General features: G+C 72.5%; 31 protein-coding genes and 1 tRNA gene. 18 read left to right on the forward strand and 14 right to left on the reverse strand.

Annotated elements, in window-relative coordinates:
• Positions 1 to 12 precede the first annotated feature (12 nt).
• Genes ACH34Q_RS15490 through ACH34Q_RS15500 form a run of 3 tightly spaced genes read right to left on the reverse strand, consistent with a single transcriptional unit; the run spans position 13 to position 3,058 of the window.
• Positions 13 to 1,074 (reverse strand): gluconokinase, GntK/IdnK-type, encoded by a 1,062-nt coding sequence (locus ACH34Q_RS15490; protein WP_395983609.1) that lies wholly within the window; start codon positions 1,072 to 1,074, stop codon positions 13 to 15.
• Between the two features lies 1 nt (position 1,075).
• A complete protein-coding gene (locus ACH34Q_RS15495) occupies positions 1,076 to 1,654 on the reverse strand; it encodes an isochorismatase family protein (RefSeq protein ID WP_395983610.1) in 579 nt (192 codons plus the stop codon).
• Between the two features lie 51 nt (positions 1,655 to 1,705).
• Positions 1,706 to 3,058: a nicotinate phosphoribosyltransferase gene (locus tag ACH34Q_RS15500; protein WP_395983611.1), complete on the reverse strand. Its 1,353-nt coding sequence runs from the start codon at positions 3,056 to 3,058 to the stop codon at positions 1,706 to 1,708.
• Positions 3,059 to 3,161: 103 nt separating this feature from the next.
• Between ACH34Q_RS15500 and clpS the strand changes: the two genes are divergently transcribed.
• The 11 genes from clpS to ACH34Q_RS15555 all read left to right on the forward strand — a co-directional run bounded on the left by clpS (position 3,162) and on the right by ACH34Q_RS15555 (position 11,963).
• Positions 3,162 to 3,458, forward strand: a complete 297-nt coding sequence (gene clpS / locus ACH34Q_RS15505) for an ATP-dependent Clp protease adapter ClpS (RefSeq protein WP_395983612.1) — start codon at positions 3,162 to 3,164, stop codon at positions 3,456 to 3,458.
• Between the two features lie 25 nt (positions 3,459 to 3,483).
• The gene (locus tag ACH34Q_RS15510; RefSeq protein WP_395983614.1) at positions 3,484 to 4,026 is read left to right on the forward strand and encodes a DUF2017 domain-containing protein; all 543 of its coding nucleotides are present in this window, start codon (positions 3,484 to 3,486) and stop codon (positions 4,024 to 4,026) included.
• A 123-nt stretch (positions 4,027 to 4,149) separates the two neighbouring features.
• Complete coding sequence (locus ACH34Q_RS15515; RefSeq protein WP_395983615.1) at positions 4,150 to 5,052, forward strand: MEDS domain-containing protein; 903 nt, start codon at positions 4,150 to 4,152, stop codon at positions 5,050 to 5,052.
• 135 nt (positions 5,053 to 5,187) lie between these two features.
• A complete protein-coding gene (locus tag ACH34Q_RS15520; protein WP_395983616.1) occupies positions 5,188 to 6,168 on the forward strand; it encodes an MEDS domain-containing protein in 981 nt (326 codons plus the stop codon).
• A complete protein-coding gene (locus tag ACH34Q_RS15525) occupies positions 6,165 to 7,241 on the forward strand; it encodes an anti-sigma factor RsbA family regulatory protein (RefSeq protein WP_395983617.1) in 1,077 nt (358 codons plus the stop codon). The genes ACH34Q_RS15520 and ACH34Q_RS15525 overlap by 4 nt, the downstream gene beginning before the upstream one ends.
• A gap of 10 nt (positions 7,242 to 7,251) precedes the next feature.
• Positions 7,252 to 7,668 (forward strand): Mov34/MPN/PAD-1 family protein, encoded by a 417-nt coding sequence (locus ACH34Q_RS15530; RefSeq protein WP_395983618.1) that lies wholly within the window; start codon positions 7,252 to 7,254, stop codon positions 7,666 to 7,668.
• A 262-nt stretch (positions 7,669 to 7,930) separates the two neighbouring features.
• Positions 7,931 to 8,203 (forward strand): MoaD/ThiS family protein, encoded by a 273-nt coding sequence (locus tag ACH34Q_RS15535; RefSeq protein ID WP_395983712.1) that lies wholly within the window; start codon positions 7,931 to 7,933, stop codon positions 8,201 to 8,203.
• A gap of 15 nt (positions 8,204 to 8,218) precedes the next feature.
• Positions 8,219 to 9,166, forward strand: a complete 948-nt coding sequence (locus ACH34Q_RS15540; protein WP_395983619.1) for a PLP-dependent cysteine synthase family protein — start codon at positions 8,219 to 8,221, stop codon at positions 9,164 to 9,166.
• 127 nt (positions 9,167 to 9,293) lie between these two features.
• Positions 9,294 to 10,091 carry a thioesterase family protein gene (locus tag ACH34Q_RS15545; protein ID WP_395983620.1) on the forward strand — a complete coding sequence of 266 codons (798 nt, stop codon included), beginning with the start codon at positions 9,294 to 9,296 and terminating at the stop codon, positions 10,089 to 10,091.
• Between the two features lie 171 nt (positions 10,092 to 10,262).
• Entirely contained in the window at positions 10,263 to 11,171 is a 909-nt protein-coding gene (gene murI, locus ACH34Q_RS15550) for a glutamate racemase (RefSeq protein WP_395983622.1), read from the forward strand.
• A gap of 42 nt (positions 11,172 to 11,213) precedes the next feature.
• Positions 11,214 to 11,963, forward strand: coding sequence for an MBL fold metallo-hydrolase (locus tag ACH34Q_RS15555; protein WP_395983623.1), 750 nt, complete (start codon positions 11,214 to 11,216; stop codon positions 11,961 to 11,963).
• Here the strand turns inward: ACH34Q_RS15555 and ACH34Q_RS15560 are convergent.
• The gene (locus ACH34Q_RS15560; protein WP_395983624.1) at positions 11,951 to 12,661 is read right to left on the reverse strand and encodes an aquaporin; all 711 of its coding nucleotides are present in this window, start codon (positions 12,659 to 12,661) and stop codon (positions 11,951 to 11,953) included. The two genes, ACH34Q_RS15555 and ACH34Q_RS15560, sit on opposite strands and share 13 nt — an antisense overlap.
• Before the next feature lie 151 nt (positions 12,662 to 12,812).
• Here ACH34Q_RS15560 and rph point away from each other — a divergent pair, with 151 nt between their 5' ends.
• The 5 genes from rph (at position 12,813) to ACH34Q_RS15585 (ending at position 15,831) form a co-directional block, all read left to right on the forward strand.
• The gene (gene rph / locus ACH34Q_RS15565; RefSeq protein WP_395983625.1) at positions 12,813 to 13,532 is read left to right on the forward strand and encodes a ribonuclease PH; all 720 of its coding nucleotides are present in this window, start codon (positions 12,813 to 12,815) and stop codon (positions 13,530 to 13,532) included.
• Entirely contained in the window at positions 13,529 to 14,173 is a 645-nt protein-coding gene (gene rdgB / locus ACH34Q_RS15570) for an RdgB/HAM1 family non-canonical purine NTP pyrophosphatase (RefSeq protein WP_395983626.1), read from the forward strand. Before rph ends, rdgB begins: the two co-directional genes overlap by 4 nt.
• 120 nt (positions 14,174 to 14,293) lie before the next feature.
• The gene (locus tag ACH34Q_RS15575; RefSeq protein ID WP_395983627.1) at positions 14,294 to 14,845 is read left to right on the forward strand and encodes a hypothetical protein; all 552 of its coding nucleotides are present in this window, start codon (positions 14,294 to 14,296) and stop codon (positions 14,843 to 14,845) included.
• Between the two features lie 22 nt (positions 14,846 to 14,867).
• Positions 14,868 to 15,389 (forward strand): SigE family RNA polymerase sigma factor, encoded by a 522-nt coding sequence (locus tag ACH34Q_RS15580; RefSeq protein WP_395983628.1) that lies wholly within the window; start codon positions 14,868 to 14,870, stop codon positions 15,387 to 15,389.
• Complete coding sequence (locus ACH34Q_RS15585; RefSeq protein WP_395983629.1) at positions 15,379 to 15,831, forward strand: hypothetical protein; 453 nt, start codon at positions 15,379 to 15,381, stop codon at positions 15,829 to 15,831. Before ACH34Q_RS15580 ends, ACH34Q_RS15585 begins: the two co-directional genes overlap by 11 nt.
• 5 nt (positions 15,832 to 15,836) lie before the next feature.
• Here the strand turns inward: ACH34Q_RS15585 and ACH34Q_RS15590 are convergent, their stop codons facing one another.
• Genes ACH34Q_RS15590 through ACH34Q_RS15605 form a run of 4 tightly spaced genes read right to left on the reverse strand, consistent with a single transcriptional unit; the run spans position 15,837 to position 19,698 of the window.
• Positions 15,837 to 16,733, reverse strand: a complete 897-nt coding sequence (locus ACH34Q_RS15590) for an MEDS domain-containing protein (RefSeq protein ID WP_395983630.1) — start codon at positions 16,731 to 16,733, stop codon at positions 15,837 to 15,839.
• 15 nt (positions 16,734 to 16,748) lie between these two features.
• Positions 16,749 to 17,687 carry an anti-sigma factor RsbA family regulatory protein gene (locus ACH34Q_RS15595; protein ID WP_395983631.1) on the reverse strand — a complete coding sequence of 313 codons (939 nt, stop codon included), beginning with the start codon at positions 17,685 to 17,687 and terminating at the stop codon, positions 16,749 to 16,751.
• Positions 17,684 to 18,691 carry an MEDS domain-containing protein gene (locus tag ACH34Q_RS15600; protein WP_395983632.1) on the reverse strand — a complete coding sequence of 336 codons (1,008 nt, stop codon included), beginning with the start codon at positions 18,689 to 18,691 and terminating at the stop codon, positions 17,684 to 17,686. Before ACH34Q_RS15600 ends, ACH34Q_RS15595 begins: the two co-directional genes overlap by 4 nt.
• A 20-nt stretch (positions 18,692 to 18,711) precedes the next feature.
• Positions 18,712 to 19,698: an anti-sigma factor RsbA family regulatory protein gene (locus ACH34Q_RS15605; RefSeq protein WP_395983634.1), complete on the reverse strand. Its 987-nt coding sequence runs from the start codon at positions 19,696 to 19,698 to the stop codon at positions 18,712 to 18,714.
• Positions 19,699 to 19,907: 209 nt separating this feature from the next.
• Here ACH34Q_RS15605 and ACH34Q_RS15610 point away from each other — a divergent pair.
• Positions 19,908 to 19,992 (forward strand) — tRNA-Leu (locus tag ACH34Q_RS15610).
• A 27-nt stretch (positions 19,993 to 20,019) separates the two neighbouring features.
• Here ACH34Q_RS15610 and bcp read toward each other — a convergent pair.
• Positions 20,020 to 20,487 (reverse strand): thioredoxin-dependent thiol peroxidase, encoded by a 468-nt coding sequence (gene bcp / locus ACH34Q_RS15615; protein WP_395983635.1) that lies wholly within the window; start codon positions 20,485 to 20,487, stop codon positions 20,020 to 20,022.
• 138 nt (positions 20,488 to 20,625) lie between these two features.
• Here bcp and ACH34Q_RS15620 point away from each other — a divergent pair, with 138 nt between their 5' ends.
• Positions 20,626 to 20,937, forward strand: coding sequence for a DUF3618 domain-containing protein (locus ACH34Q_RS15620; protein ID WP_395983636.1), 312 nt, complete (start codon positions 20,626 to 20,628; stop codon positions 20,935 to 20,937).
• Here the strand turns inward: ACH34Q_RS15620 and ACH34Q_RS15625 are convergent.
• The 5 genes from ACH34Q_RS15625 to ACH34Q_RS15645 all read right to left on the reverse strand — a co-directional run bounded on the left by ACH34Q_RS15625 (position 20,894) and on the right by ACH34Q_RS15645 (position 25,683).
• Positions 20,894 to 21,160 (reverse strand): zf-HC2 domain-containing protein, encoded by a 267-nt coding sequence (locus tag ACH34Q_RS15625; protein ID WP_395983637.1) that lies wholly within the window; start codon positions 21,158 to 21,160, stop codon positions 20,894 to 20,896. The genes ACH34Q_RS15620 and ACH34Q_RS15625 overlap by 44 nt on opposite strands.
• Before the next feature lie 60 nt (positions 21,161 to 21,220).
• Positions 21,221 to 22,534 carry a glycoside hydrolase family 4 gene (locus ACH34Q_RS15630; protein ID WP_395983638.1) on the reverse strand — a complete coding sequence of 438 codons (1,314 nt, stop codon included), beginning with the start codon at positions 22,532 to 22,534 and terminating at the stop codon, positions 21,221 to 21,223.
• Between the two features lie 2 nt (positions 22,535 to 22,536).
• Positions 22,537 to 23,676, reverse strand: a complete 1,140-nt coding sequence (locus tag ACH34Q_RS15635) for a carbohydrate kinase family protein (protein WP_395983639.1) — start codon at positions 23,674 to 23,676, stop codon at positions 22,537 to 22,539.
• Between the two features lie 14 nt (positions 23,677 to 23,690).
• Positions 23,691 to 24,362 carry an SIMPL domain-containing protein gene (locus ACH34Q_RS15640; RefSeq protein ID WP_395983640.1) on the reverse strand — a complete coding sequence of 224 codons (672 nt, stop codon included), beginning with the start codon at positions 24,360 to 24,362 and terminating at the stop codon, positions 23,691 to 23,693.
• Positions 24,363 to 24,498: 136 nt separating this feature from the next.
• Complete coding sequence (locus tag ACH34Q_RS15645; RefSeq protein WP_395983641.1) at positions 24,499 to 25,683, reverse strand: amino acid deaminase/aldolase; 1,185 nt, start codon at positions 25,681 to 25,683, stop codon at positions 24,499 to 24,501.
• Positions 25,684 to 25,728: the final 45 nt, after the last annotated feature.

Genomic DNA, 25,728 nt, shown 5'->3' on the forward strand with positions numbered 1-25,728 from the left:
AGAGGGCCCGGTTCAGCCGCCGGTGGTGCCGTCGATCCGCTCGCGCAGCAGGTCGGCGTGGCCGTTGTGGCGGGCGTACTCCTCGATCATGTGCAGGTACAGCCAGCGCAGCGAGCGCACGCCGTCCCGGAACGTGAACGTGGCGTCCAGCGACGCGCCGCTCGCGGCCTCGTCGGCCAGCCGGCACTCCTCGATGAACCGGGCCAGCTCGGCCGGGGCCCGCTCGGAGGACAGATCCTCGAAGTCGGCGTCCCGCCAGCCGGGCGTGGAGTAGGCGTTCTCGACGGGCTGGCCCGCGAACCGGATGCGGTACCAGATCCGTTCGACGTAGGTCATGTGCCGGACCAGCCCGAGCAGCGTCAGGTTGGACGGCGGCGCGGACTCCTGGACGAGCTGCTCGCCCGTCAGCCCGGTGCACTTGCGCAGCAGCGTCGCCCGGTGCGAGTCGAGCAGGCCCTGCAGCATGGGCCGCTCGGGGCCGTCCATCGGCTCGCGGGTCCGCTCGAACTCGGGGGCGGTCCAGCCGGCGAGGTCCAGGGACGGGTCGCCGGGAACGAGGCCGAGGCGGTCCAGGATCAGCGTGACGGTCTCGTCCGGGGTACCGGTGATCGGGACGACCACGCCCCGCTCGCCCGGTTCGGCCGGCTCGAAGGCCTTCAGCTGGCCGTCCAGCATCGAGGACTTGAAGAAGTGCCCCAGCCGATCGGCCATCCGGTCGGCGATCAGCGCGCGGTCGCCGTCCAGGAAGATCAGCCGTACCTCGGGACGCCCGCCGGTCAGGATCTCGCGGTACGAGCGCTTGAGCGCCGAACTGCTGGCCACGCCGGGGACGCCGGCCCGGACCCGTCCCTCGACCCAGCCCGCGATGGCGCGCAGCCAGGGCCCGCGGTCCTCGTCGGTGAGCGGGGTCCCGGTGCGCATCTTCTCGACGTTGGCGGGCGGATGGAAGTCGTCGGCCTCGGCGTAGTCCCAGCCCAGCCGCCTGGCCAGCCCCTCGCCGATGGTCGTCTTGCCGCTTCCGGACACACCGACGACGAGCAGGACGGTCGGCGGGTTCGCGGGCGGCGTGTCCACGTCAGCCGTTCACCACCGGGGTGCCGGCGAGCGTGACGCCCTCGGCCCTGAGCGTGTCGAGGGCGCGGTCGGTGGTCTCCTTGGCCACGCCCGCCGTGAGGCCGAGCAGGACGGTCGTGTCCAGGCCCTCCCGTACGGCGTCCACCGCCGTCGCGCGGACGCAGTGGTCGGTGGCGATGCCGACGACGTCGACGGTGTCCACCCCGCGCTCGCGCAGCCAGTCGCCCAGCGGCACGTCCTGGTCGGACACGCCCTCGAAGCCGCTGTACGCGGCGGTCTCGCGGCCCTTGCTGAAGACCACTTCGATCGGCGCCAGCGCCAGGTCCGGATGGAAGTCGGCGCCCTCGGTGCCGATCACGCAGTGCGGTGGCCAGGTGTCCACGAAGTCGGGAGCCGCGGAGAAGTGCGCGCCCGGGTCCAGATGGAAGTCCCGGGTCGCCACGATGTGCGCGTACGCGGACCGGTTGGCGGCGACGTATCCGGAGATGGCCGCAGCCACCCCCGCACCGCCACCGACGGCCAGCGAGCCGCCCTCGCAGAAGTCGTTCTGTACGTCCACGATGATCAGAGCCTTGCCCATGACTGGGACGCTACCCCAGGGGAACCCTTGCAGCCGCCCCCAAGGCGCGCCTTATGGTCGCGGGCCGCCCTCGACGAACTCGGTGGGGATGGCCGCCGACCCGTTGGACAGCTGCAGCGCCGTCGGCGGCAGTTCGCGGATCACGCGCTCGTGCCGTTCCCTGGCCGCGTCCAGAGGCTCGCGGCCGACCACGGTGCCGGCGCGCATCAGCGGTACGTGCAGGACCCGGTCGCGGGGGCCCGGGGTGGGCTCGCCGGTGCTGACGATCTCGGCGTACGCGGTGCCGTGCCCGTCGACCCGGCGGACGGCCGACTTGCGGCCGCCGCGCGTGGGCTTGCCCGTGGAGCGCTTGGCGACCGGCCGCATCGGCGCGTCGTCGTCGGGGCCGTCGGCGCGCGCGACGAGCTTGTAGACCAGCGAGGCCGTCGGGGCACCCGAGCCGGTGACCAGGGACGTGCCGACGCCATAGCCGTCCACGGGTGCGGCGGCCAGTGCCGCGATCCCGTACTCGTCCAGGTCGCCGGTCACCACGATGCGGGTGTCGTGGGCACCGAGCGAGTCGAGCTGGGCGCGTACCTGCCGCGCCATCACGCCGAGGTCGCCGCTGTCGATCCGTACCGCGCCGAGCGAGGGACCGGCCAGCTCCACGGCCGTACGGACGGCGCGTTCGACGTCGTAGGTGTCCACCAGCAGCGTCGTGCTCTCGCCGAACGCTTCGAGTTGCGCGCGGAAGGCGTGCCGCTCGCTGTCGTGCAGCAGCGTGAACGAGTGCGCGCTCGTCCCGGCCGTCGGTACCCCGTACCGGCGGCCCGCCTCCAGGTTGGACGTGGTGGCGAAGCCGGTGATGTGCGCGGCCCGGGCGGCGGCGACGGCGGCCATCTCGTGGGTACGGCGCGAGCCCATCTCGATCAGCGGCCGGCCCTGGGCGGCCTGCACCATCCGGGACGACGCCGAGGCGATCGCGCAGTCATGGTTGAGGATCGACAGGGCCAGCGTCTCCAGCAGGACGGCCTCGGCGAACGTGCCTTCGACCACCAGAAGCGGCGAGTCCGGGAAGTAGCACTCGCCTTCCGGATATCCCCAGATGTCTCCGGAGAACCGGTACTTCTCCAGCCATTGCGCCGTGGCCTCGTTCACCACCCCGCGCGAGGTCAGGAACTCCAGCTCGGGCCCGGCGAACGTGAAGGACTCGATCGCGTCCAGCAGCCGCCCCGTACCGGCGACCACGCCGTACCGCCGCCCGGGCGGGAGCTGCCGCGCGAACACCTCGAAGACCGCCCGGCGGTCGGCGGTTCCGCTGCTCAGGGCCGCCTGGAGCATGGTCAACTCGTACTGGTCGGTCAGCAGCGCCGTGCCTACACCAAGGTCCACAAGTGGAACCCTACGACCCCGCGAGGGCACCATGGACGCAGGCCACCACACTCCGGACGCCCGGGGCGAATAGCATCAGGGGAATTGGCGGACGGACTCTGCGGGGAAAGGGACGGTCGCGGGAGATGAGCGGGAGATGAGCAGCGCACCCGCGCCGGTCGAGCTCGACCGGCCGGACATCGAGGAGGACCAGAGCGCCGACCGGCCGTGGCTGGCCATCGTCTGGAACGACCCGATCAACCTGATGTCGTACGTCACGTACGTCTTCCAGAGCGTGTTCGGCTACTCCAAGGCCAAGGCCGAGAAGCTCATGCTGGACGTGCACCACAAGGGCCGGGCCGTCGTGTCCAGCGGGACCCGCGAGGAGATGGAGCGCGACGTGGAGATCCTGCACTCCTACGGCCTGTGGGCCACCGTGAAACGCGACGACTGATCCGGATCCGGGGGACCTGAGAGCCATGAGCATTGTCGAGAAGGCGAAGAAGGGCGTCCGGCTGCGGCTGGAGCCCGAGGAGGCCGCGCTGATGCGCGCCCTGATGGAGCAGTTGCTGGAGCTCATGGGCGACGGGCCGGGCAAGGACGACCTGCTGGGCGCGGTGGGCATCTCCGCCGGCGCGACCAAGCCCGACGACCCGGTGCTGGCGCGGCTGTTCCCCGACGCGTACGGCGACGAGGACGGCGAGGCGGCCGGGGAGTTCCGCCGCTACACCGAGATGGGCCTGCGGGACGGCAAGCGCGAGGCCGCCGACACGGTGCTGGGCTCGCTGCGGCCCGAGGCCGTCGGCGGTGGCGTCGACACGGTGATCGACGACGGGCAGGCGCAGGCGTGGCTGCGCGCGCTCAACGACGTGCGGCTGGCGCTCGGGACGCGGCTGGACATTACCGAGGAGCGCTACGAGGAGGCCGCGCTGCTCGATCCGGACGATCCCCGCGCGGTGATGTTCGAGGCGTACGACTGGCTGACCATGCTGCAGGAGAGCCTCGTCCGTACCATCTGGTGAATCCGGACAATTACCCAAAGTCCCGCGATGATCACGTTGTGTGTTGTTATGTTGGCGGCGACGAGGTCCTTCGTCTGAAGAGCTTCGTCTCCCGATGTCTTCCAGCACCCCCTGGAGACCCGCATGACGACTCCCACGCAGGGCAAGGCGGTCGGCCGGATGGAGTTCGGCGACCATCTCTGCCTCTCCTACGACAACGCCGACGAGCGGCAGGCGATCCTGCTGTCCTACATCCGGGACGGGCTGGCCGCCGACCACAAGATCGTCTACCTGTCCGACGAGGATCCGCCGGAGACCGTGGTCGACTGGCTGGGCTCGGCCCCCGAGGCGGCCGGCCTCGACCTGGCCGGGGCGCTCGACAGCGGCGCCCTGGTCGTCCGGACCGCCGAGGAGGCCTACATGGCCACCGGCCGGTTCGACCCCGATGAGATCATCGGCCTGTTCGGCACCGAGATCGAGCTGGCCCTGACGCAGGGCTACAAGGGCGTCCGGGTGACCGGCGAGGAGACCTTCTCGCTGCGCGGCTGGCCCGGCACCGAGCGGTTCGCCGAGTTCGAGCGCAAGATCGACGAGGTCTTCCGCACCTCCCAGGTCAACGCGATGGCGATCTGCCAGTACGACCGGCGCTGGTTCGACGCCGCCCGGCTGGCCGAGCTGGAGTCGTACCACGTCGGCCGGGTCAGGGCCGACGACCTGCACGACGACGGGACGCTGCGGATCACGCCGGCCTTCGGGCCGCCCGGGCTGGTGCTGGCCGGAGTCGTCGACGCCGCCGCCCGGCCCGCCCTCACCACGGCGCTGGCCACGCTGCCCGCGCGCGCAGGGCTGGTCTGCCTCGATCTGTCGACCGTCGACGGCTGCGACGAGGACGGCCTGCGCGGCATGCTCGAGGCCGCCCGCGACGGCGGTGGCGGACGGCGGCGGCACGTCCTGCTGCGCGGCGTTCCGGAGAAGGCCGCCGTGCTGCTCCGCGACACCGGACTCCTGGCGATGCCAGGGATATCCGTGGAGAACGGCACCCCCTGACCACGGGCTCTCCTCAACGCAAGGCGGCGACGGCCCGCCGCCCGGTTGGTACCGTGACATCACGCTGACAGCGGGAGGGCGTGCTCCGTCAGGAAACCTGCGTTCCTTGGGGAGGGCGCGAGTTGGGAGGGCGCGATGTCCCACGGCTCCCAGGGGATGTCCCAGGACGCGACAGTGATCGCCGTCGGGGCGATGACGTTCGGTGACCATCTGTGCCTGGCCTACAGCGGTGACGAGGAACGCGACGCCGTCCTCGCGTCCTATGTCCGGGGCGGCCTGCTGTCGCGGCACCGGTTCGTCCATGTGACCGACCTGCCCGTGACCGACGTGCCCCTGACCGACCTCCCCGCGACCGGCCTGCACTCGACCGGCCTGCACTCGACCGGCCCGGACGCGGGTGATGCCGGGCGGGATCCCGCCGTCGAGTATCCGCCGGCCCTGGAGGCCGCGGCCTACCTGGGGCATGTGGTGACCGCCCCGCTCGGCCGGTTCCTCGACCCGGAGGCCGGCCGCGCCGCGCTGGAGGAGGAGGTCGACGCGGAGATCGCGCGCGCCCTCGCCCTGGGCTACGAAGGCGTCCGCTTCACCTGCGAGATGTCCTACTCCTGGGGCGGCTGGCCCGGTACCGAGCCGTTCGCCGTGTACGAGGACGCCTGCCGGCGGGTGTTCGAGCGGCCGGGCTCGCGGGCGATGGCGCTCTGCCAGTACGACGGCCGCTGGTTCGGGCCCGAGCAGCTGCGGCACCTGGACGCCCGGCACGCTGGCCGGGTCCGGGTCGACGACCTGTACGACGACGGCGTGCTGCGGATCACGCCCACGTACACCCCGCCCGGGCTCAGGCTGACCGGAGCGATCGACGAGTCGACGCTGCCGGCCGTGGAGTGGGCGCTGCTGGAGGTGGCCGGCCGCGGCGGGCACTTCTGCCTCGACCTGGCCGGCCTGGACTTCTGCGACATGGCGGGGCTGCGGGCGCTGGTCGGCTCGGGCCGCGGCGGCGACGGGCTCGAACGCCAGGTCATCATCCGCGACCCGCCCGGCTACCTGCACCTGATGATGCGGATCGCGGGCTGGGACGCGCCCCCACCGGGGGTGTACCTGGTCAGGGAGCCCTCGTGAGCTCCCACGGCTCCGGGTCGTTCGGGCTCACCGCGTCCCCGGCCGGCATCCTGAGCGGCCGCGACGAGACGGCCCACCAGGCCCTCGTGTACGCGACGCACCGCGAGTTCGCGGCGGCGGCCGTTCCGCACCTGCGCGAAGGGCTGCTGGGCGGGGACGCCGTCGTCGCCATCGTCGGGCCCGGTGCCGAACGCCTGCTGCGGCAGCAGCTCGGAGCCGACGCGGCGCGCTCGGTCGAGTTCGTGGAGGCGTCGGCCTGGTTCACCGGGCCGATGAGCACGCTGGCGGCCTACCACGACCGGACCCGCCGCGACTGGTGGCCGCGCGGTCGGCTGCGGCTGCTGGCCGAGCCGGTGTGGAACGGGCGTACCCCGCTGGAGGTCTGCGAGTGGAAGCGGCACGAGGCGCTGCTCAACGTCGCCTTCGCCGGTACGCCCACCCTGCTCATGTGCGCGTACGACGCCGCCGCCTTACCGGCGCACGTCCTCACCGACGCGGCCCGTACCCATCCCGAGGTGGTGAACGACCGGGGCCCGCGGCCGAGCGGCCAGTACGTCGATCCCGCCGTGTTCTACGCCGAGTGCAACGCCCGCCCGCTGGCGGCCCCGCCGAAGCGCGCCGCATGGAAGGCGTTCGCCGGGGGAAAGCTGCCCGCCCTGCGCGAGTTCCTCGCCGCCGAGGCCGCCCGGCTCGGGCTGCCCGCCGACCGGTCGCTGCCGTTCGTACTGGCGGTGAACGAGGTCGCCACCACCGTCGTCCGGCAGGGCGGCGGGCGGGGACTGCTGTGGGTGTGGGCCCAGGACGGCGAGCTGCTGTGCGACGTCGGCGACCCCGAGGGCCGGATGGAGGACCGCTTCCTCGGCTGCTTCCCGCCGCATCACCACAAGCCGGGCGAGGCCGCGATGTGGGCGGTACGTCGGCTGTGCCACATCGTGGAGATCCGTTCGGGGCCCGGCGGGACCCGCGTCCGCATGCACCTCAAGCTGGACGATGAGCCGCGGGACGAGCCGGTGCGGGAGGGGGACGCCGGGCCTGGTGACGCCCCGGTGGGCCCGGCCGGACGTGCCGGGTAGCCTTCGGATCATGCTGACGATCGAGCGTGCCCTGGTTGACCGGATCGTCGCGCACGCGCGCGCCGACCACCCCGACGAGGCCTGCGGCGTGATCGCCGGGCCGCTCGGGTCCGACCGGCCGGTCCGCTTCATCCCGATGGTCAACGCCGAGCGCTCCCCGACGTTCTACCGCTTCGACTCGCTCGAGCAGCTCAAGGTGTGGCGCGAGATGGACGACCGGGACGAGGAGCCAGTGGTGATCTACCACTCGCACACCTCCACCGAGGCGTACCCGTCGCGTACCGACATCTCCTACGCGGCGGAGCCCAACGCCCACTACGTGCTGGTGTCCACGGGCGACCCCGAGACGTTCGAGTTCCGCTCGTACCGGATCCTGGACGGCGAGGTCACCGAGGAGGAGGTCAGCATCGTGGAGGCCGCCGGGTGAGCCTGCGGGACCACCGGCCCGGTAAGCTGGCGCCCATGTGGACGAGTGAGCAGCACGCGGGCGGTCGCCCGCTCGCCGCCGCCACGCCGCCGCCCGTGCAGAGCTTCCTCTTCGGGCACTCGCGCGCCGAAGTCGTCTACGACTGTCGCTGACGCGCAAGGGAACTGAACCAAACCCGCGGAATTCCCCCCTGCCCCGCCCTGTTGTGATGCCTGAGACGGCCGCGGCGGGGCGCCCGTACGACCTGAAGGAGATCTTCGCGATGGCGATCGAGGTCCGGATCCCCACGATCCTGCGTAACCTCACCGACGGCGCCAAGGCCGTCGACGGCAAGGGCGGCACGCTCGACCAGCTGTTCTCGGACCTGGACGAGCGGCACCCCGGCCTGCGCGGCCGGCTGGTGGACGACAAGGGCCTGCGCAGGTTCGTCAACGTCTACCTCAACGACGAGGACGTGCGCTTCCTGAACGGCCTGGAGACCGAGCTGTCCGATGGTGACAGCGTCACCATCCTCCCGGCCGTCGCCGGCGGCTGAGCGAGGCCCGTGCCGATGCGCTTCGAATCCCTGCTGGACTCCCTCGGGGGCACGCCCCTGGTGGGCCTGCCCCGGCTGTCGCCGAGCCCCGAGGTACGGCTGTGGGCCAAGCTGGAGGACCGCAACCCCACCGGTTCGGTGAAGGACCGGCCCGCCTTCTACATGATCGAGAAGGCGGAGAAGGAGGGGCTGCTCACTCCCGGCTGCACGATCCTGGAGCCCACCTCCGGCAACACCGGCATCTCGCTGGCCATGGTCGCCAAGCTGCGCGGCTACTCGATGGTCTGCGTGATGCCGGAGAACACCTCGTCCGAACGCCGCCAGCTGCTGGAGATGTGGGGGGCCGAGATCATCTCCTCGCCGGCCGCCGGCGGCTCCAACGAGGCGGTCCGGGTGGCCAAGCGGCTGGCCGGGGAGAACCCCGACTGGGTGATGCTCTACCAGTACGGCAACGAGGCGAACGCGCTGGCGCACTACGAGACGACCGGTCCCGAGCTGCTGGCCGACCTGCCGACCCTGACGCATTTCGTGGCCGGGCTCGGGACGACCGGGACGCTGATGGGCGTCGGCCGCTACCTGCGCGAGCAGTTGCCGGACGTCAAGATCGTGGCGGCCGAGCCCCGGTACGGCGAGCTGGTGTACGGGCTGCGCAACATCGACGAGGGCTTCATCCCCGAGCTGTACGACGACTCGGTGCTGACCACCCGCTTCTCGGTCGGCTCGCGGGACGCGCTGCGCCGTACCCGCGAGCTGCTGGAGCAGGAGGGCATCTTCGCCGGGATCTCCACCGGCGGGGCCCTGCACGCCGCGCTGGGCATGGCGGCCAAGGCGGTCAAGGCCGGTGAACGGGCCGACATCGCGTTCGTCGTGGCCGACGGCGGCTGGAAGTACCTGTCCACCGGTGCCTACGGCGGCACCCTGGAGGAGGCCGAGGCCCGGCTCGAAGGCCAGCTCTGGGCCTGAGCCCATCCTGTAGCCCCCCGACGGCCCCCCTGGACCGCACCCTCGGGTGGGGCCGCATTGCGAGATCGCGCAGGCGGGCGGCATACTCGAACGCGATTCTAGTAATGGCTCCGGAGGTCATCCAGGCATGAGCAGGTTCGGTGAGGCGACGGCGGTCGAGAAGGTCGCGGACGGACGGTACGCGGCCGTACTCGACGAGGGGTTCGGCTTCGCCGAGGCGCTCAACGGCGGGTACCTGATGGCGGTCCTCGGCCGGGCGGCGGTGGACGCCTCGCCGCACGAGCACCCGCTGTCGACCGCGGCCAACTTCCTGCGGGTGGCCAAGCCGGGCCCCGCCGAGATCCTGGTCGACGTCCGCAAGGCGGGCCGTACCGCCGCCACGGCGCGGGTCAGCCTGGTCCAGAACGACCAGGCGCTGGTGGAGGCGCTGATCACCACCGGCACCCTGGACGCCGCGTCCGAGCCCGACTGGGCCGGCGCGCCGCCCACGCCGGAGCTGCCGCCGATCGACGAGTGCACCGGCTTCCCCCGGGTCGAGGAGCGCAGCCGCGGCTTCGCCGACCGGGTCCACATGCGCTTCGACCCGGTCACGATGGGCTGGATGGACGGCCGGCCGAGCGGCCGCCCGGAGGTCCGGGCCTGGTTCGAGCTCGCCGACGGCTACCCGGCCGACGCGTACTCGCTCGCGCTGGCCGTCGACGCGCTGCCCCCGGTCGCGCTCAACCTGGGCGCCAAGGGCTGGGCCCCCACCGTCGAGCTGACCTGGCACATGCGCGCCGTCCCCACGCCCGGCCCGCTGGCCGTGTACGGCGACGCGCGGCTGCTGTCCGGCGGCTGGTTCGACGAGGAGGTCGAGGTCTGGGACACGGCCGGCCGCCTGGTCGCCCAGAGCCGCCAGATCGCCCGCGTCGGCCGCACGAGCTGATCGAGACCCCCCGGAACTCCCCGTCCCCAGGAATCCGCGGCACGCCCGGGGGCCCGCATCGGTGGAGTCGGTCACATCCGGCCGAATCCACGCGGGTTTCGGCTGTGTGACCATGTGATGTACGACGCATGACGCGCCTGAGGGACCCGTTCTCGCCTAGCCTTGTACACCATGTCCGATCGCATCTGGGGGGACGTCCCCCCAGGCCCCCCAGTGCCCGGTACGGGCGGCGGGCTCCGTCCAGCGGAGGCCCGCTCCGGCGGCCTTCAGGGGTCACGGGCGATCGGGATCTTCGACAGCGGGTTCGGGGGCCTCACCGTGGCCCGCGCGATCCTCGACCAGCTGCCCAACGAGCCGCTGGTCTACCTGGGTGACTCGGCCCGCCAGCCGTACGGCCCGCGGCCGATCGCCCAGGTCCGCGCGTTCGCCCTGGAGATGCTGGACCAGCTGGTCGACGAGGGCGTCAAGATGCTGGTGATCGCCTGCAACAGCGCCAGCTCGGCGATGCTGCGCGACGCCCGCGAGCGCTACGACGTCCCGGTGGTCGAGGTGATCAACCCGGCCACCCGCCGGGCCGTCCGCGCCACCGGCAACGGCCGGGTGGGGCTGATCGCCACCGAGGCCACCGTGACGAGCCGCGCCTACGAGGACGCGTTCGCCGCCGCCCCGCACATCGAGCTGACCGCCGCCGCGTGCCCGCGCTTCGTGGAGTACGTGGAGGACGGCGTCACGATGGGGGACGAGCTACTGGAGACCGCCGGCGGCTACCTCCGCCCGATCATCGACGCGGGGTGCGACACCCTCATCCTCGGGTGCACGCACTACCCATTGCTAACCGGTGTCATCTCGTATGTCGTCGGTGACGGGGTCACACTGGTCTCTAGTGCCGATGAAACCGCCAAGGACGTCTATCGAGTGCTGCACGACCAGGGGCTGGCCCGCGCGGAGGCGTCGCCCCCGCCCGAGCACCGGTTCCGCGCCACCGGTGACCCCGCCGTGTTCGCCGCGCTCGGCCGCCGCTTCCTGGGGCCGGAGATCGGTGTGGTGGAGACGGCCGAGAGTAAGGCTCTGTCCACCTGATTCCTTGGGGAAAGCTCGGGGAAAGCAAGAGGAGGAGTGAGCGTGCGGGTCACAGTGATCGGCTGCGCCGGCAGCTTTCCGGGGCCGGACAGCCCCGCGTCCTGCTATCTGATCCAGGCCGAGGGGTTCTCCCTGCTGCTGGACCTGGGCAACGGAGCGCTCGGCTCGCTGCAGCGCTTCCAGCCGCTGTACGACATCGACGCGATCTGCCTGTCGCATCTGCACGCCGATCACTGCCTCGATCTGTGCGGGTACTGGGTGGCGCGCACCTACTGTCCGGACGGCCCGCTGCCGAGCATCCCGGTGCACGGCCCCGCCGACACCCCGCGCCGGATGGCCGCCGCCTACGATCTGGAGCCCGACCCGGGCATGTCCGGAACGTTCGACTTCCACACGCTGCGCCGCGGCCCGTACGAGATCGGCCCGTTCCGGGTGACGACCGCGCAGATGCCGCATCCGGTCGAGGCGTTCGCGTTCCGGATCGAGCACGGCGGCAGCGTGCTGGCCTACTCCGGCGACACCGGCCCGTCCGATGATCTGGTCGAGCTGTCGCGCGGCGCCGACCTGTTCCTGTGCGAGGCCTCGTTCCTCGACCAGCCCGGACACCCCGAGGACCTGCATCTCACCGCGCGCGAGGCGGCCGAGCACGCGGCGCTGGCGGAGGTCGACCGGCTGGTCCTCACCCACCTCGTACCGTGGAACGATGCGCAGCGCTCCCTGATGGAGGCCAAGGCCAGCGACTTCCGGGGCGCCATCGAGCTCGCCGCCGTGGGCGCCGTCTACGAGCTCTGACCCCCTGGAACGTGCGGCTCGTTCGGCTCGTTCGGTGTGCGGGCAGTGCTCGCCCGCAGGTACGGCTCGGCCAGGGCGGCCAGCACGCCGCCGATCAGCGGGGCGATGATGAACAGCCACAGCTGCGCCATCGAGTGCCAGCCGCCGAACAGCGCGGGCCCGATCGACCGGGCCGGGTTGACCGAGGTGCCGGTGAGCGGGATGCCCACCAGGTGCACCAGGGCCAGCGTCAGGCCGATCGCCAGCCCGTCGAAGCCGTAGACGTCGTTGCGGCGGGTCACCATCAGCACGACCAGGACCAGCATGAAGGTCAGCACGACCTCCAGGATGAACGCGCCGCCCGCGTTGATCTTCTCCCCGTAGCTGTTGGCGCCGTTCACCTGCATGGTGGTGTTGCCCAGCCCCGCGATCAGCCGGATCACCGCCATCCCCACGATGCCGCCGACGACCTGCGCGACGATGTAGACGCCCGCCTCGACCGGCGTGATCCGCTTGGCCAGCAGCATGCCGACCGTGACCGCCGGGTTCACATGCGAGCCCGACACCGGGCCGATCGCGTACGCCAGCGCCAGCAGCACCAGCCCGAACGCCAGCGCGACCCCGAGCGTGCCGATCTCGGCCAGCCCGAACACGGCGCTGCCGACCGCGAAGAACACCAGCAAGGCGGTTCCGGCCGCCTCGGCCATATATCTGTTCATCCCCGTCCCCCCAGTATGACTCAGGGTCATTAATTGCCACCGAACGTGAGATCAACCGGCTTTCCGCCAGGTTCCGGAAAGGGCCCGGCCGGGCTCGGCGGGGGCTCGGCCGGGTCCGGGACGGGCGGGGCCGGGCATTAGGGTGGTCCCCATGGCCCGTCCAGATGATCGTGCGTCCGACCAGCTCCGGCCCATCCGCTTCGAACGCGGCTGGCTCGACCATGCCGAGGGCTCGGTCCTGATCGAGTTCGGCGGCACCCGGGTGCTGTGCGCCGCCTCGGTCAAGGACTCGGTGCCGCGCTGGCGGCGCGACAGCGGGCTCGGCTGGGTGACCGCCGAGTACGCGATGCTGCCGCGCGCCACCAACACCCGCAATGACCGCGAGTCGGTCAAGGGCAAGCTGGGCGGCCGTACCCAGGAGATCTCCCGGCTCATCGGCCGGTCGATCCGGGCGAGCCTGGACTACAAGGCGCTCGGCGAGAACACGATCCAGCTCGACTGCGACGTGCTGCAGGCCGACGGCGGTACCCGTACGGCCGCGATCACCGGTGCGTACGTCGCGCTGGCCGACGCGGTGGCGTGGATGCGCAAGCGCGGGATGTGCAAGGGCGACCCGCTGATCAACTCGGTGTCCGCGGTCAGCGTCGGCGTGGTCGCCGGCGAGCCCCGGCTCGACCTCTGCTACGAGGAGGACGTGGCCGCCGAGACCGACATGAACGTCGTGTGCACCGGCGACGGGCGCTTCGTGGAGGTCCAGGGCACCGCCGAGGGCGCCCCGTTCGACCGCTCGGAGCTGGACGCGCTGCTCGACCTGGCCGCCGGCGGCTGCGCCGAGCTGACCCGGTTGCAGAACGAGGTTCTCGGCCGGTGAACAGGATCGTGCTCGCCACCCGCAACCGGGGCAAGATCGTCGAGCTGGAGCGGATCCTGGGCGACCTGGGCGCCGCGATGGCCGGGCTGGAGGTGGCCGGGCTGGAGGCGTTCCCGGACGCCCCCGACGTCCCCGAGACCGAGCCGACCTTCGAGGGCAACGCCCTGCTGAAGGCGCGCGCGATCGCGGCCCACACCGGGCTGCCCGCCGTGGCCGACGACTCGGGGCTGTGCGTGGACGCACTGAACGGCATGCCCGGCGTGCTGTCGGCCCGCTGGTCGGGCCGGTTCGGCGACGCCGCCGCCTCCGGCAAGGACCGCGCCAACCTGGACCTGGTGCTCGACCAGCTCGCCGATGTCGCCGACGAGCTGCGCGGCGGCCACTTCGTCTGCGCGGCCGCACTCGTCGTTCCCGGTGGCGCCGAGCATGTCGTCGAGGGCCGGATGCACGGCCGGATCATCCGCGCGCCGCGCGGTTCCGGTGGCTTCGGCTACGACCCGGTGTTCGTCCCGGACGACGACACCCGGACGACCGCCGAGCTGGCACCGGACGAGAAGGACGCGATCAGCCATCGCGGCCGCGCCTTCCGCGCGCTGGCCGAGCTGCTGCCCGACGCACTGGCCACCGCGCGCACGCGCTGAGAGGGAAGGCCCGCGCCGGAGAACGGCCCGCGCCGGAGAAAAATCCGCGGGCATGACAACCGCGGGCGCTCCCGAGGGGGTTGGAGAGGTGTACGGAAACGTCCCCCTCCGAGGAGCGAAATGATCGTCAAGGGTTCGAAGCGCCGCCGCGTGCTGCTGCTCGCGGGGACCGGCGCCGGTGCCGGCGCGCTGGCGGCCGGGATCTGGTTCTCCACCGCGGGCGCGTCGCCCGTCCAGACCCGGCCGGCCGCCGCGCAGAAGCCGGTGCCGTGTCCCACGCTCCCGTCCGAGCCGGCGCCCGCACCGCCCTCGGTGGCGGAACCGGAGCCCACTTCGGAACCCAGGTCGCGACCGTCCTCGCGGCCGCCGTCGGTCGAGCCCACGCCCGTTCCGTCCGCGCCCACCCCGGTCCCGTCCGCGCCCACCCCCGTTCCGTCCGCGCCCGCCGCCACCACGGAGCCGACGCGCGCAGACGATTGCCCGCCGAGCGAGCCCCGGCCCGCGCCGACGAGCGTTCCACCGACGCCCTCCCGGCCGAGCGAGGCTCAGCCCGGCGTGCCGCAGCCGTCGCCGACGAGCGTTCCGCCGACCAGGCGGCCCGTACCGTCGCCCACGGCCGCGCCTCCGAGGGAGTCCGCCGAACCCGTGCCGGCGCCGCCGCGGCAGCCGTGACGGGAGCCGTGCCCTGTTCACGATGAGCGCGCGGGAGGCCCGCGGGGCGGAGATCACGTTCGAGGAGTTCGTGGCCGCCACCGCGGGCCGGTTGCTGCGTACCGCCGTCTTCCTGGTGTACGACCGGCACCTCGCCGAGGACCTGCTCCAGGTCGCCTACGAGCGCGTCGCGCGGCGCTGGAAGAGGGTCGCCGCCGGCGAGCCCGAGGCGTACGCCCGCAAGATCCTGGTCAACCTGGCGATCGACGAGCACCGGCGCAGGTCCCGGCGCCGCGATTTCCCGGTCGGCTCGCCCGCCGACGTGGAGCGGCTGGCAGCGGTGTCCGCCGACGGGCCCGCCCTGGGGAGCGACCTGGACGAGATCCTGCGCGCGCTGCCGGTCAAGCAGCGCGCGGTGGTGGTGCTGCGGTACTGGTGCGACCTCAGCGAGCAGGAGATCGCCGAGGCCCTCGGCATCTCCCGGGGGACGGTCAAGAGCCACACCGCGCGGGCGATGACCGCCCTGCGGCGGCACATGGAGGAGGTGCGGGCGCATGAGCGATGAGCTCGAGACGCTGCTGCGCGAGCACTACCGCCGGGGCGCCGACCGGATCCAGCCGGACGGCGCGCTGCTGCACCGGCTCAGGAACGCTGCGGACCCTGCCCACGGAGCGAGCCCGGGCAGGATCCGCCGCCGGTTCCGGCCCCGGGCCGGTCTGTGGGCCGTGCCGGTCCTGGCCGCCGCGGTCGTGATCGCGCTGGTGCTGCTGTGGCCGGGCGGGGAACGCCCGGCGCGGCCGGAGCCGCTGAGCCCGCCGGGCCCGACGCCCAGCCAGAGCGTGACGCCGCCCGTACCGAAGCCCACGCACTCGCCCACACGGTCGCCCACGAACAGGCCTCCGCGATCGCCCGCAAGCGAGATGCCCATCCCCGCCCCGACCAGCGAGCCGAGTCCCCCGTCCCCGTCGCGCGTCCCGGGGCCGGCAGGGACACCCCCAGGGCACTGAGCGGCTCAGGGGCTCGGGCGATCGGGACCCAGGCGCAGGCCGGGGAGCATGTGCCAGCCGACCGTCTCCATGACGGTACGGAGCTGCGGTGACATGCGGTCCAGCACCAGGGCACCGCAGCCGGCCGTCCGCGCGGCCGCGTCGGCGAGGATGTTGAGCGCGCCCAGATCGATGAATCCCAGCCCGGCGAGATCGAGATGGACCTCGCGGTCGACGGCGTCCGCCGTCACGGTGCTGAGGGCCTGGACGAGGACGGCGTGCCGCGAGGCGTCCAGCTCGCCGACCAGTGCCAGGCCGAGCGGCTTGAACATCCGCTCGATCAGCAGCACGGAGTCCTCGAACAACGGGTCGGGGGCGACCGCGACCCCGTGCGATTCGCCGAGGGCCTCCAGCTCGGCGGCCGTACAGCGGGAGCGGTCGAACTGGCACAGCGCGATCGCCCGGGTGCTGGGACCGATCGCCTGGTCGATCCGGCGCTCGCAGCCGAGCAGCAGCTCGAGCCCGCTGGGGCGGCGGACGGCCCAGGTCATGTCGGTCGCGATCCGGATGCCTCGGTGCCCCTGGTCCTCGGCCCGGCCGATCGCCTCGGCCACCGTACGGACGAGCGCGCCCGGATCGAAGTGCCCGGCCCGGTGACCGGTGCTGTGGCCGGTGCTGTGGTCGGCGTGCCGCTCGGCGCGGTCGAGGGAGACGACGTTCAGCAGCTCATGGGCGGGCAGCCGGGGAACGGTGACCGGGGCCGCGCCCGCCAGGTAGATGACCTTCTCGCCGGCGGCCAGCCCGGCCCGGATGAACGCGCCGGCGACATGGTGCTGCTCCTCCTGGCTCCCGTACGCCAGCCAGGCATGGTCACCGGGGCGCAGCTCGCACACCGGCCGGCGGACGGACCAGAGGGTCTCCATGACGCCCCCATCGCATCAGCGGCACAGGCGCAGCCGGACGAACGTGCCGTCCCAGCCGGCCCTGACCTCGACCAGATCGACCAGCAGCCGTACCGTCCACAGTCCGAAGCCGCGCTGCAGCGCCGAGTCGGGCGGGATGAACCCGACCAGCGCGCCGGGCGCGGGCCGCCACAGGCCGTTGTCGCCGATCTCGCAGACCAGCTCGGCGCCCTCGGACCACAGCCACAGGCCGGCCGGCGGCGCGCCGTGCTGCAGCGCGTTGGCGGCCACCTCGTTGGCGGCGGTCACGAAGTTCTGCGCGGACTGCCGGTCGAGGCCGTGCGCGGCCGCCCGCTCGGCGACGAACGCGCGCAGCCGGTGCAGGTCGTCGGACTCGACGGGCATGTAGAGGGCATCGCGCGGGCGCTCGAAGCGGAGCGTGCGGTCGCAGCCCGCGCCGAAGTCGCCCGGCCGGACGTAGTCGTGGTTGCCGACCGTGGCCGAGCCCTGGGCGAGCAGCGGATGGGTACGGCGGGCATGGTCGATGATCTCGGCCGGGAGGGTGGCCTCGTCGTACGGGCAGAGCGCGCGCGCTCCCGAGCCGCTGAAGACGATGTTGATGAGCGACTCGTACCGGGCCCATTCGAGGGTCTCGCGCGGGCTCCAGCCCTGCCAGACCGGCTCGGCCAGGGCACGGACCGAACGGGGCGCCTTGGCGTTGACCAGCTCCTGGTAGCTCTTCAGCGTCCGTACCGGATGGCGGTAGAACTCCTCGGAGGGATAGAACTCGATCGTTCCCGCGCGGTCGCCGAGGGACTCGCGCAGCGGCTCGATGGCGGCCCGCCGGACGACCGCGACGACGGCCTCGTCGGCATCGAGCCCGGCGGCCAGGAACGGCACGGTCACCGACAGGAAGTCGTCGGTGCCGCGGTACAGGAACGCCCGGTGCTCCAGCCTCTTCTCGGTACTCGTCATGAGGTACGGCCTTCCGCGGAGAGGGCGTCGCGTTCTCGCCCGCGCGACAGCCCGGGGAGCCGGTGCCAGCCGACCAGCTCGATGAGGTTCTCCGTGTTGGGAGGAAGATGGTCGAGGACGAGCTCCCGGTCGCCGTCCAGCCGGGTGGCGTGCTGCGCCAGCAGGGTGAGACCGCTCAGGTCGATGAAGCCCAGCTCGGCGAAGTCGAGATGGATCTCCCGGCGGGTGCGGGCGAGGGCGGCCTTGGTGAGCGCCTCGCTGAACCGGGCGTGCCGCACGTCGTCGAGCTCGCCCTCCAGCCGGAGCCCGTGCGGCTCGAAGGTGCGCACGATCTTGAGGATCCCGTCGTCGAACTCGGGATCGACCTCGATCAGCACCTCATGCGTCGCGCGCAGCGCGGCCAGCTCGCCGGGCGGGCAGGCCTGCCGCGCGATCTGGCAGATGGCCATCGCCATCGTGCTCGGCGACACCGCGTCGCCGAACCGGTGCTCGCAGCCGAGCATCCGCCCGAGGTCGTACCGGCCGGGCCGGTTGATCATCCGGCTGTGGTCGGTGGTGAGGCGGGCGGCGCGGAAGCCCTGGCCGAACGTCAGGTCGACCTCGCGGCCGAGTGTCTCCAGCAACTTGTCGGGCACGAAGGCGCCGCGCGAGTCGAGGCAGGCCACCTCGAGCGGGATCACCTTCAGCTGCTGGGACGAGAGGTAGGAGCTCACATCGAGCGAGGTCCGCTTGGCCATCCCCGGCAGCTCGTCCGGTGGCGTGTCGGTGACGTACACGACCTTCTCGCCGGTGCGCAGCCCCTCCTCGATGAAGGTGCCGATCACCAGGTCGCGCTCCTCCGCGCCGGAATAGGCCAGCCAGCCGTGGTCGCCTGGCCGGACACTGCTGACGGGACGCTTGGCGAACCAGCTGGTCTCCATGGCCTGCCCATCGAGGTCGTCGGGGTCGTGTCCAGGGTACGCCGCCTGGCGGAAATCGGAAGCCCAACGCACGGACTCGCTCACGCTGTGTGCTGTGCGTTCACTCATGAAGCATGCCCCACCGGGCGGACCGTACCTGCGGGGACGGCGGGGAACCGGAGCCGCAGCCGCACCGTGGTGCCCTGCTCTCCGGTACGGATCTGGACGATGGAGCAGAGCAGCCGGACCGCCCACAGCCCGAACCGGCCGGGCCCCGCGGGCCGCGGCGGGACCAGCCCGTACCCGTGCCGTTCCCCGCCGGACGTCCAGCTGCCGCCGTCGGTGACCTGGCAGACCAGCGAGCGGTCCTCGGGATCGGCCCACATCGTCAGGGCCATCGGGGGACCGCCGTGCCGGGTCGCGTTGGTCACCACCTCGGTCACCGCGACCAGCAGCCGCTGCAGGTCCTCGGCCGGCAGCGGGGTACGGGCGGCGAAGTCGCCGACGTACGCGCGCAGCCAGTACAGGTCCGGACGGTCGAGGGGGATCGACTCGGCGTGCGGCGGCGGTGGCGGCAGCGGCGCGCTGTCGCACTGGGCGCTGTAGGCCCACGGGTCCATGTAACCGGGGTTGGGCATCGCGGTCAGGCCCTTGAGGGTCTCCGGATGCGTGCGCCGGGCCGAGGCGACCACGCCCGCCGGCAGCGTCCTGGCGTACGGGCACAGGATCGCGGTCCCGGTGCCGGCGAACGCGACGTTCACCAGCGCCTCGATCCGCTGCCATTCGAGGACCTCGAGCGGCGAGCGGGTGGTCCAGGTGGGTTCGCCCATGATCCGCAGCCGGCGTCCCCGCCAGGCCGCCTCGTCCGCGTGGCCCAGGCATTCGGCCAGCGTGCGCGCGGGATGGGCGTACCAGGCCGCGGGATCGTAGAAGTCCACCCCGGCGGCGGCGGGGCCGAGCTCGCCGCGCAGCAGCAGCTCGCTGGCCAGCGGCGCCACCGCCAGCACCCGGTCACCGGCGTCGACGCCCTCGCGCAGGAACGGCAGCGTCCCGGCGAGATAGTCGTCCATCCCGTCGTACGGAAGCACGCGATGGAAGAAGGGTTCGCTCACGATGCCCACCTGCGTCTGGGTGTCTGCTGACCGCGGCCGGTCCCGGCCACCGCCGCCCGTCGAAGGGGCGGAAACCGGGACCCGTCCAGACTAGGCCGGGTTCGTCCTCTTGCCGAGGGCGATTTTCACCAACTGAGAATTCCGCTCAGGGCCCGCGAGCAGGGCGCTAAGCTGGCCTGGCGCCTCCGGGTACGGCACCGGAGGCACCGGCGGACGTGGCGAAATCAGGTATACGCGGCAGGTTTAGGTCCTGTTGGTGGCGACACCGTGGGGGTTCGAATCCCCCCGTCCGCACAGGGGTTGGCTAGCACAAGGGAACTACTACAGCTCTAGATCCCGGCGCAGCCGCTCGACATGGCCGGTGGCCTTCACGTTGTAGTACGCCTTCTCGATCTTGCCCTCGGCGTCGATGATGAAGGTCGAGCGGATCACCCCGACGACGACCTTGCCGTAGAGCTTCTTCTCGCCGTACGCGCCGTACGCGCGCAGGGTCTCGGTGTCGGGGTCCGACAGTAGCGGGAAGGTCAGCCCTTCCTTCTCCCGGAACTTCGCCAGCTTGGCGGGCTTGTCGGGGGAGACGCCCACGACCGTGACGCCGGCCGGCTCCAGCTCGGCCAGGCTGCCCTGGAAGTCGACGGACTCCTTGGTGCAGCCGGGGGTCATCGCCGCCGGGTAGAAGAACAGGATCACCCGCTTGCCGCGCATGGACGCGAGCGTGACGGGCGCGCCGTCGGCGTCCTGAAGCTCGAATTCGGGGGCGACATCGCCGGGCTCCAACCGCTCTGACACGGTACCTGCCTCTCTGGGGTGATCGGCTGCGGACTGTCAGGCCCACCGTATCGGCTGGGGCGGCGCGGGCGTTTCGCGGACAGACCTGCGACACTGTTCGGATCATGCGTCCTGAGGCTCGAACGAGAAGGAACAGGCATGGCTGACAGGTCCCGCGACCCGGCTGCGTTGGAGCGGCAGATAGAGCGCGCTCGCCTGGAGCTCGCGCAGACGATCGACGAGCTCGCGGACCGGGTCAGCCCGCGGAACGTGGCTCACCGCGGCGCCGAGCGCTTGAAGGAAGAGGCCGGCCAGGTGGCCAGGGTCGTCAACGCGATGTTCACGCCGGCCGACGGCAAGGACGACGAAGAGACCGGCGGGGTCGACCGCCGGCTGCTGCTGGCCGGGGCCGGCGCGGCCGCCGCGGTCACCGCCCTGGTGATCTGGCGGCGCAGGCGCCGCCGCCGCTGAACAGCAGGAACGAGGCGCCGGCCCGTGCGCGAGCGCGGGGACCGGCGCCTCTTCGCGTCCGGTCCAGGAGATCGACCACGCCGCGCAGCTCGGCCAGCTCGCCGCGGCAGCGCCCGCAGCCGGCCAGATGGTCGCGCAGCTCGTCGGCCTCGGTCCCCGCCAGCCGCCCGAGGGCGTAGACGCCGAGACCGATCCGGTAGTCGCCGCAGTCGGTTGCTCCCACACCTTGAGTACGCGCGAACCGGCAAGCGCGTTCAGGGGAACCCGCCCCGGGACCCCCGATTCACGAGAACTGCGGCAGGTGCCCCCGATGTGCGGCCAGCCCCTCGTCCAGGATCTTCTCGGCCGTGTGCTTGCTCCCCACGAACGGATGCGCCATCAGGGCCTGCAGGGCCGTACGGCGCGATCCGGTCACGGCGGCGTCGGCGGCCAGCCGCTCGTACTCGTGGATGGCCTGGGTCAACCCCCGTACGGGACGGGGCAGCGGCCCCATCGTCAGCGCTACCGGCCCGGACCGTCCGACCAGGGCCGGAACCTCGACGATCGCGTCCGGTTCGAGGGACGTGATCGCGCCGTTGTTGCGGGTGTTGACGATCATCCGGCGGCCCTCGTCGCGGTGCAGCGCGCAGATCGCGTCCACCGCGAACTCGCCGTGCTCGCCGCCGCCGCGCTCCCGGCTGGGATCGGGGTCGGCCTTGCCCGCCTCGCCCCGGATCTGCTCGTAGTACGCGGGCAGCATCGCCTGGATGTCCTCGGCACGGGTGCGGCCCTTCTCACGCAGCTCCCGTACGACGTCGTCATGGAAGAAGTAGTACTTGGAGTAGGAGTTGGGCAGGAAGCCCAGCGTCTTGGCGAGCTCCACCATGCGGGTCGGGTCGCGCCACGGGGTCGCGCCGCCGCCCGGGATCTCCAGGCCGTCGAGCAGCGCGGGCAGATCGAGCTCCGCGCCGTCGAGCCGGAGCCGTTCGGCCCAGGTGGCGTGGTTGAGCCCGATCCAGTCGGCCTCCAGCCGGTCGGCCGGCAGGCCGAGCAGGTCCGCCCACATCTCGGTGTCGCCGACGTGCTGGTCGCACAGGCCGATGATGCGCGCGCCGGAGTGGCGCGCGACGGCGTCGGTGACGACGTTGGTGGGGTTGGTGTAGTTGACGATCCAGGCGCCGGGATCGGCGGCCGCCGCGATCTCCATCAGCACCGGTACGGACCGGCACGCCATCAGGAAGCCGCCGGGTCCGGCCGTCTCCTGCCCCACGACCCCGTACTTCAGCGGGATCGACTCGTCCAGGTGGCGGCCCGCCATGCCGCCCGGCCTGAACGTGGTGAAGACGTACGCGGCGCCGTCCAGCGCGGACTTCAGCCCCGAGGGCCCGGCATGCGTGGTGACCGTGAACGCCGCGCCCCGGGCCGCGAACATCCGCCGCGCCAGCCCGGCCATCAGCTCCAGATGGCCGGCGTCGATGTCGTGGCAGGCCAGCTCGGCGCCCGCCAGGTCGTCCGCCCGATGCAGCAGCCCCCGGATCACCCCGGGCATGTAGCCGCTGCCCGCCCCCACGATCGCGATCTTCAGCGTGCTGTCACTCGCCGTACCGCCCTTCGCCATGCTCAGAACGCCCCCTGCCGCAGCGTCGGCTCGGCCCGGGTGACCGAGTCGGCGCCGCTCTCCAGTTCGGTCTCGGGAATGTAGGGGACGACGAACGCGTACTGCTCCAGGACCTCGGGCGGTACCTCGCCGGTCTCGCCGAACGCGGCGATCTCGCCCCAGCAGGGCGCGCCGAGCGAGCCGCTGCGATGCCGTACCGACAGGCCCGCGCAGAGGTTGGCGAAGCGCAGCCGGTGGTCGAGCGGCCAGTCGGCGAGCGTGCCGAACACGAATCCGGCGGCGAACACGTCGCCCGCGCCGGTCGGGTCGAGCGCCGTGACCGGCAGCGCCGGCGCGGACGCGCGGGTGCCGGTGGACGAGTCGATCGCGATCGCGCCGCGCGGGCCCTGCTTGACCACCACGACCGGGACGCGTTCGGCCAGCGCGGTGAGGGCCTCCTCGGCGGTACGGGTGCGCGTGTACGCCATCGCCTCGACGGCGTTGGGCAGGAAGACGTCGACGTTCTCCAGCCGGTCGAGGACGTCGGTGGACCACGTCTCGGTCGGGTCCCAGCCGAGGTCGGCGAACACCAGTGCCCCGGCCTCGCGCATCGCCAGCGCCCAGTCAGGTACGGGGCGGTCGATGTCGACGAAGCAGGTGGCGGCGCGGGGCGGCGACTCGACCAGGTCGTCGGCGGGCAGCGGCAGCGGCCGGGTGTAGGTGACCATGCTGCGGTCGGCGGCGTAGGCCAGCGACACCGTCACCGGGGTGGACCAGCCGCCCACGCGCCGGGCCCAGCGCAGGTCGACGTCCTCCTGTTCCGACAGCGTCCGCCACAGGTAGGCACCGAACATGTCGTCGCCGAACGCGGCGGCCAGCCCGGTGCGCAGCCCGAGCCGGCTCATCGCGACCGCGATGTTGGCGACCCCGCCGGGCGCCGAGCCGAGCCCGTCGGTGACCAGCTCGGTACCGGGCGGCGGCAGCCCGGGCAGCCCGGTGAAGATCATGTCCATGAAGACCTGGCCGGTGAGGAAGACGTCCAGCTCGCGCGCCGCCGTCCCGGGGTGCCGGTGCCGGTGCAGCAGCTCCCCGGCGGGCCCCCGTTCGGTGCAGGGGTCCGTCAGCGACGGCTGCGGCGGCGTCCCCTGCTCTGCTGCGGTCATTTCGCGAACACGCTCTAACCCAGGTCGGGGGCGGTGGCGGTGAAGCGGGCCTCCACGGCGGCCCGGACGATCTGCGTGGCGGGCTCCAGGTCGATCGCGGGCGGCTCGGCGCTCTCCGCGCCCGCGGACGCGCCGTACGCCATCATGGCGACCGGCTCGGCACCGCCGCGCGTATCGCTGGTGAGCCCCTCGTCGGCCAGCTCGACCAGCCCGGTCAGGCTGGCGCCCAGCGCCTCGGCATAGCTGCGGGCGCGCTCGACCGCCTCGTTCGCGGCCTGCCGCGCGGCCTGCTTGTAGACATCGCTGTCGCGGCGCAGCCCCCAGTCGGGGCCGTGCACGTAGGTGCGCTCGACGTCGCCGAGCCGGGTCACCAGCTCGCCCAGCACCGCGAAGTCGGCGATGACCAGCCGGATCCAGACCGTGCCCTGGTAGGCGCGGATGTCGCCCTCGCGCCGCCGGTACTTCAGCTGCGGCGTGATCGACAGCCCGCCGGTCTCCAGCTTCTCGACCGCCTCCCCGTACGACCTGATCAGCTCGAGCACCTGCTGGTTGCGCTCGACCAGCCGGTCGAGGGCGGCGCGCCGCTCGCGTTCCTGCGACTGGACGTGCACCGACAGCCGCGCGATCTCCGGCTCGACCTCCAGCATGGCCTCACCGCGGACGCTGATCAGTGGAGCGTTGGTCATACCGGCCAACGTAGCCGGTCAGGGTGACACTGGAACAACGGAAAACGGGGGGAGGGGAAAGTGAGGGCGGCGGAGAGCCGGCCCTGGATACAGGGTCGCGGAAACCCGGCGCTGAAAACTCAGCTCAGAGGCTGAGCTAAAGGAACGTGGCGCCCTCGCCGCGGTAGGTCGGGACGGTCCGTACCGTGCGGCCGTCCTCGATGAGGTGCAGGGCGTCGAAGCGCTCGCACAGCTCGCCGGCCTTGGTGTGCCGGAACCAGACGCGGTCGCCGACGCTCAGCAGATCGGCGGTGGAACCCAGCAGCGGCGTCTGGACCTCGCCCGCGCCCTCGTCGGAGTCGTACGACAGCCCGGTCGGCAGGTAGGGCTGGGGGAGCCGCAGCGCGTCGGCCGGGCCGGAGGCGAGGTAGCCGCCGCCCAGGCAGGTGACGACGCCGGGGCCGGGCCGCCGGACGACGGGCAGCGCGAACATCGCGGCCGGGCGCCCGCCGAAGTTGGAGTAGTTGTCGAACAGGTGCGGCTGGTAGAGCCCGGAACCCGCGGCGACCTCGGTGACGGCGCGCTCGCGGGCGGTCTTCTCGACGCTGCCGGTGCCGCCGCCGTTGACGAACTCCAGATCGGCCAGCTCCCGTACGGCGGCGGCGATCCCCGCGCGCCGCCGGGCCAGCTCCATCCGCGAGCGGCGCTGCATGGTCTGGATCGCGCGGGCCCGCGCCGGCCGTCCGGGCGGGACGTCGCCGACACCGGCGATCTGCGACTCGTACGCCATCAGCCCGACCAGCCGCAGTCCCGGCCGCCGCACGATCTCCTCGGCCATCCCGCGCACGTCGGCGACGGTGTGCAGCGGGGAGCGGCGGGCACCGAACCGCACCCGCCCGCCCAGCGGCCGGTACGAGGCGTCGATGTCCACGCAGACCCGGATCGGGCGGCCGCCGGCGGCCTTCTCGATGAGGTCGAGGTGGTCGGTGGAGTCGACCATGAGCGTCACGGTGGCGGCGGCGCGCTCGTCGGCGGCCAGCGCGGTGATCGCGGTGCGGTCGGTGGTCGGGTAGGCGACCAGGATGTCGTCGCTGGTGCCGTGCCCGGCCAGCCAGAGCGCCTCGGGCAGCGTGAACGCCATGATCCCGGCGAACCCGTCCAGGGCCAGGACGTCGTCCAGCAGCGCCCGGCAGCGCACCGACTTGCTGGCCACGCGGATCGGCTTGCCGGCGGCGCGGCGGGCCAGTTCGGCGGCGTTGGCGTGGAAGGCCCGCAGGTCGACGACGGCGAACGGCGCCTCGAACGCGGCGGTGGCGGCGTCGTAACGGTCCCGGAGGTTCATCCCGCCACAGTGCCACAGAAATCGCGAATGTGAAAACGATTCATG

Origin of the sequence: Actinomadura sp. 9N407, from assembly GCF_044326315.1 — a bacterium.
GTDB lineage: Bacteria > Actinomycetota > Actinomycetes > Streptosporangiales > Streptosporangiaceae > Spirillospora.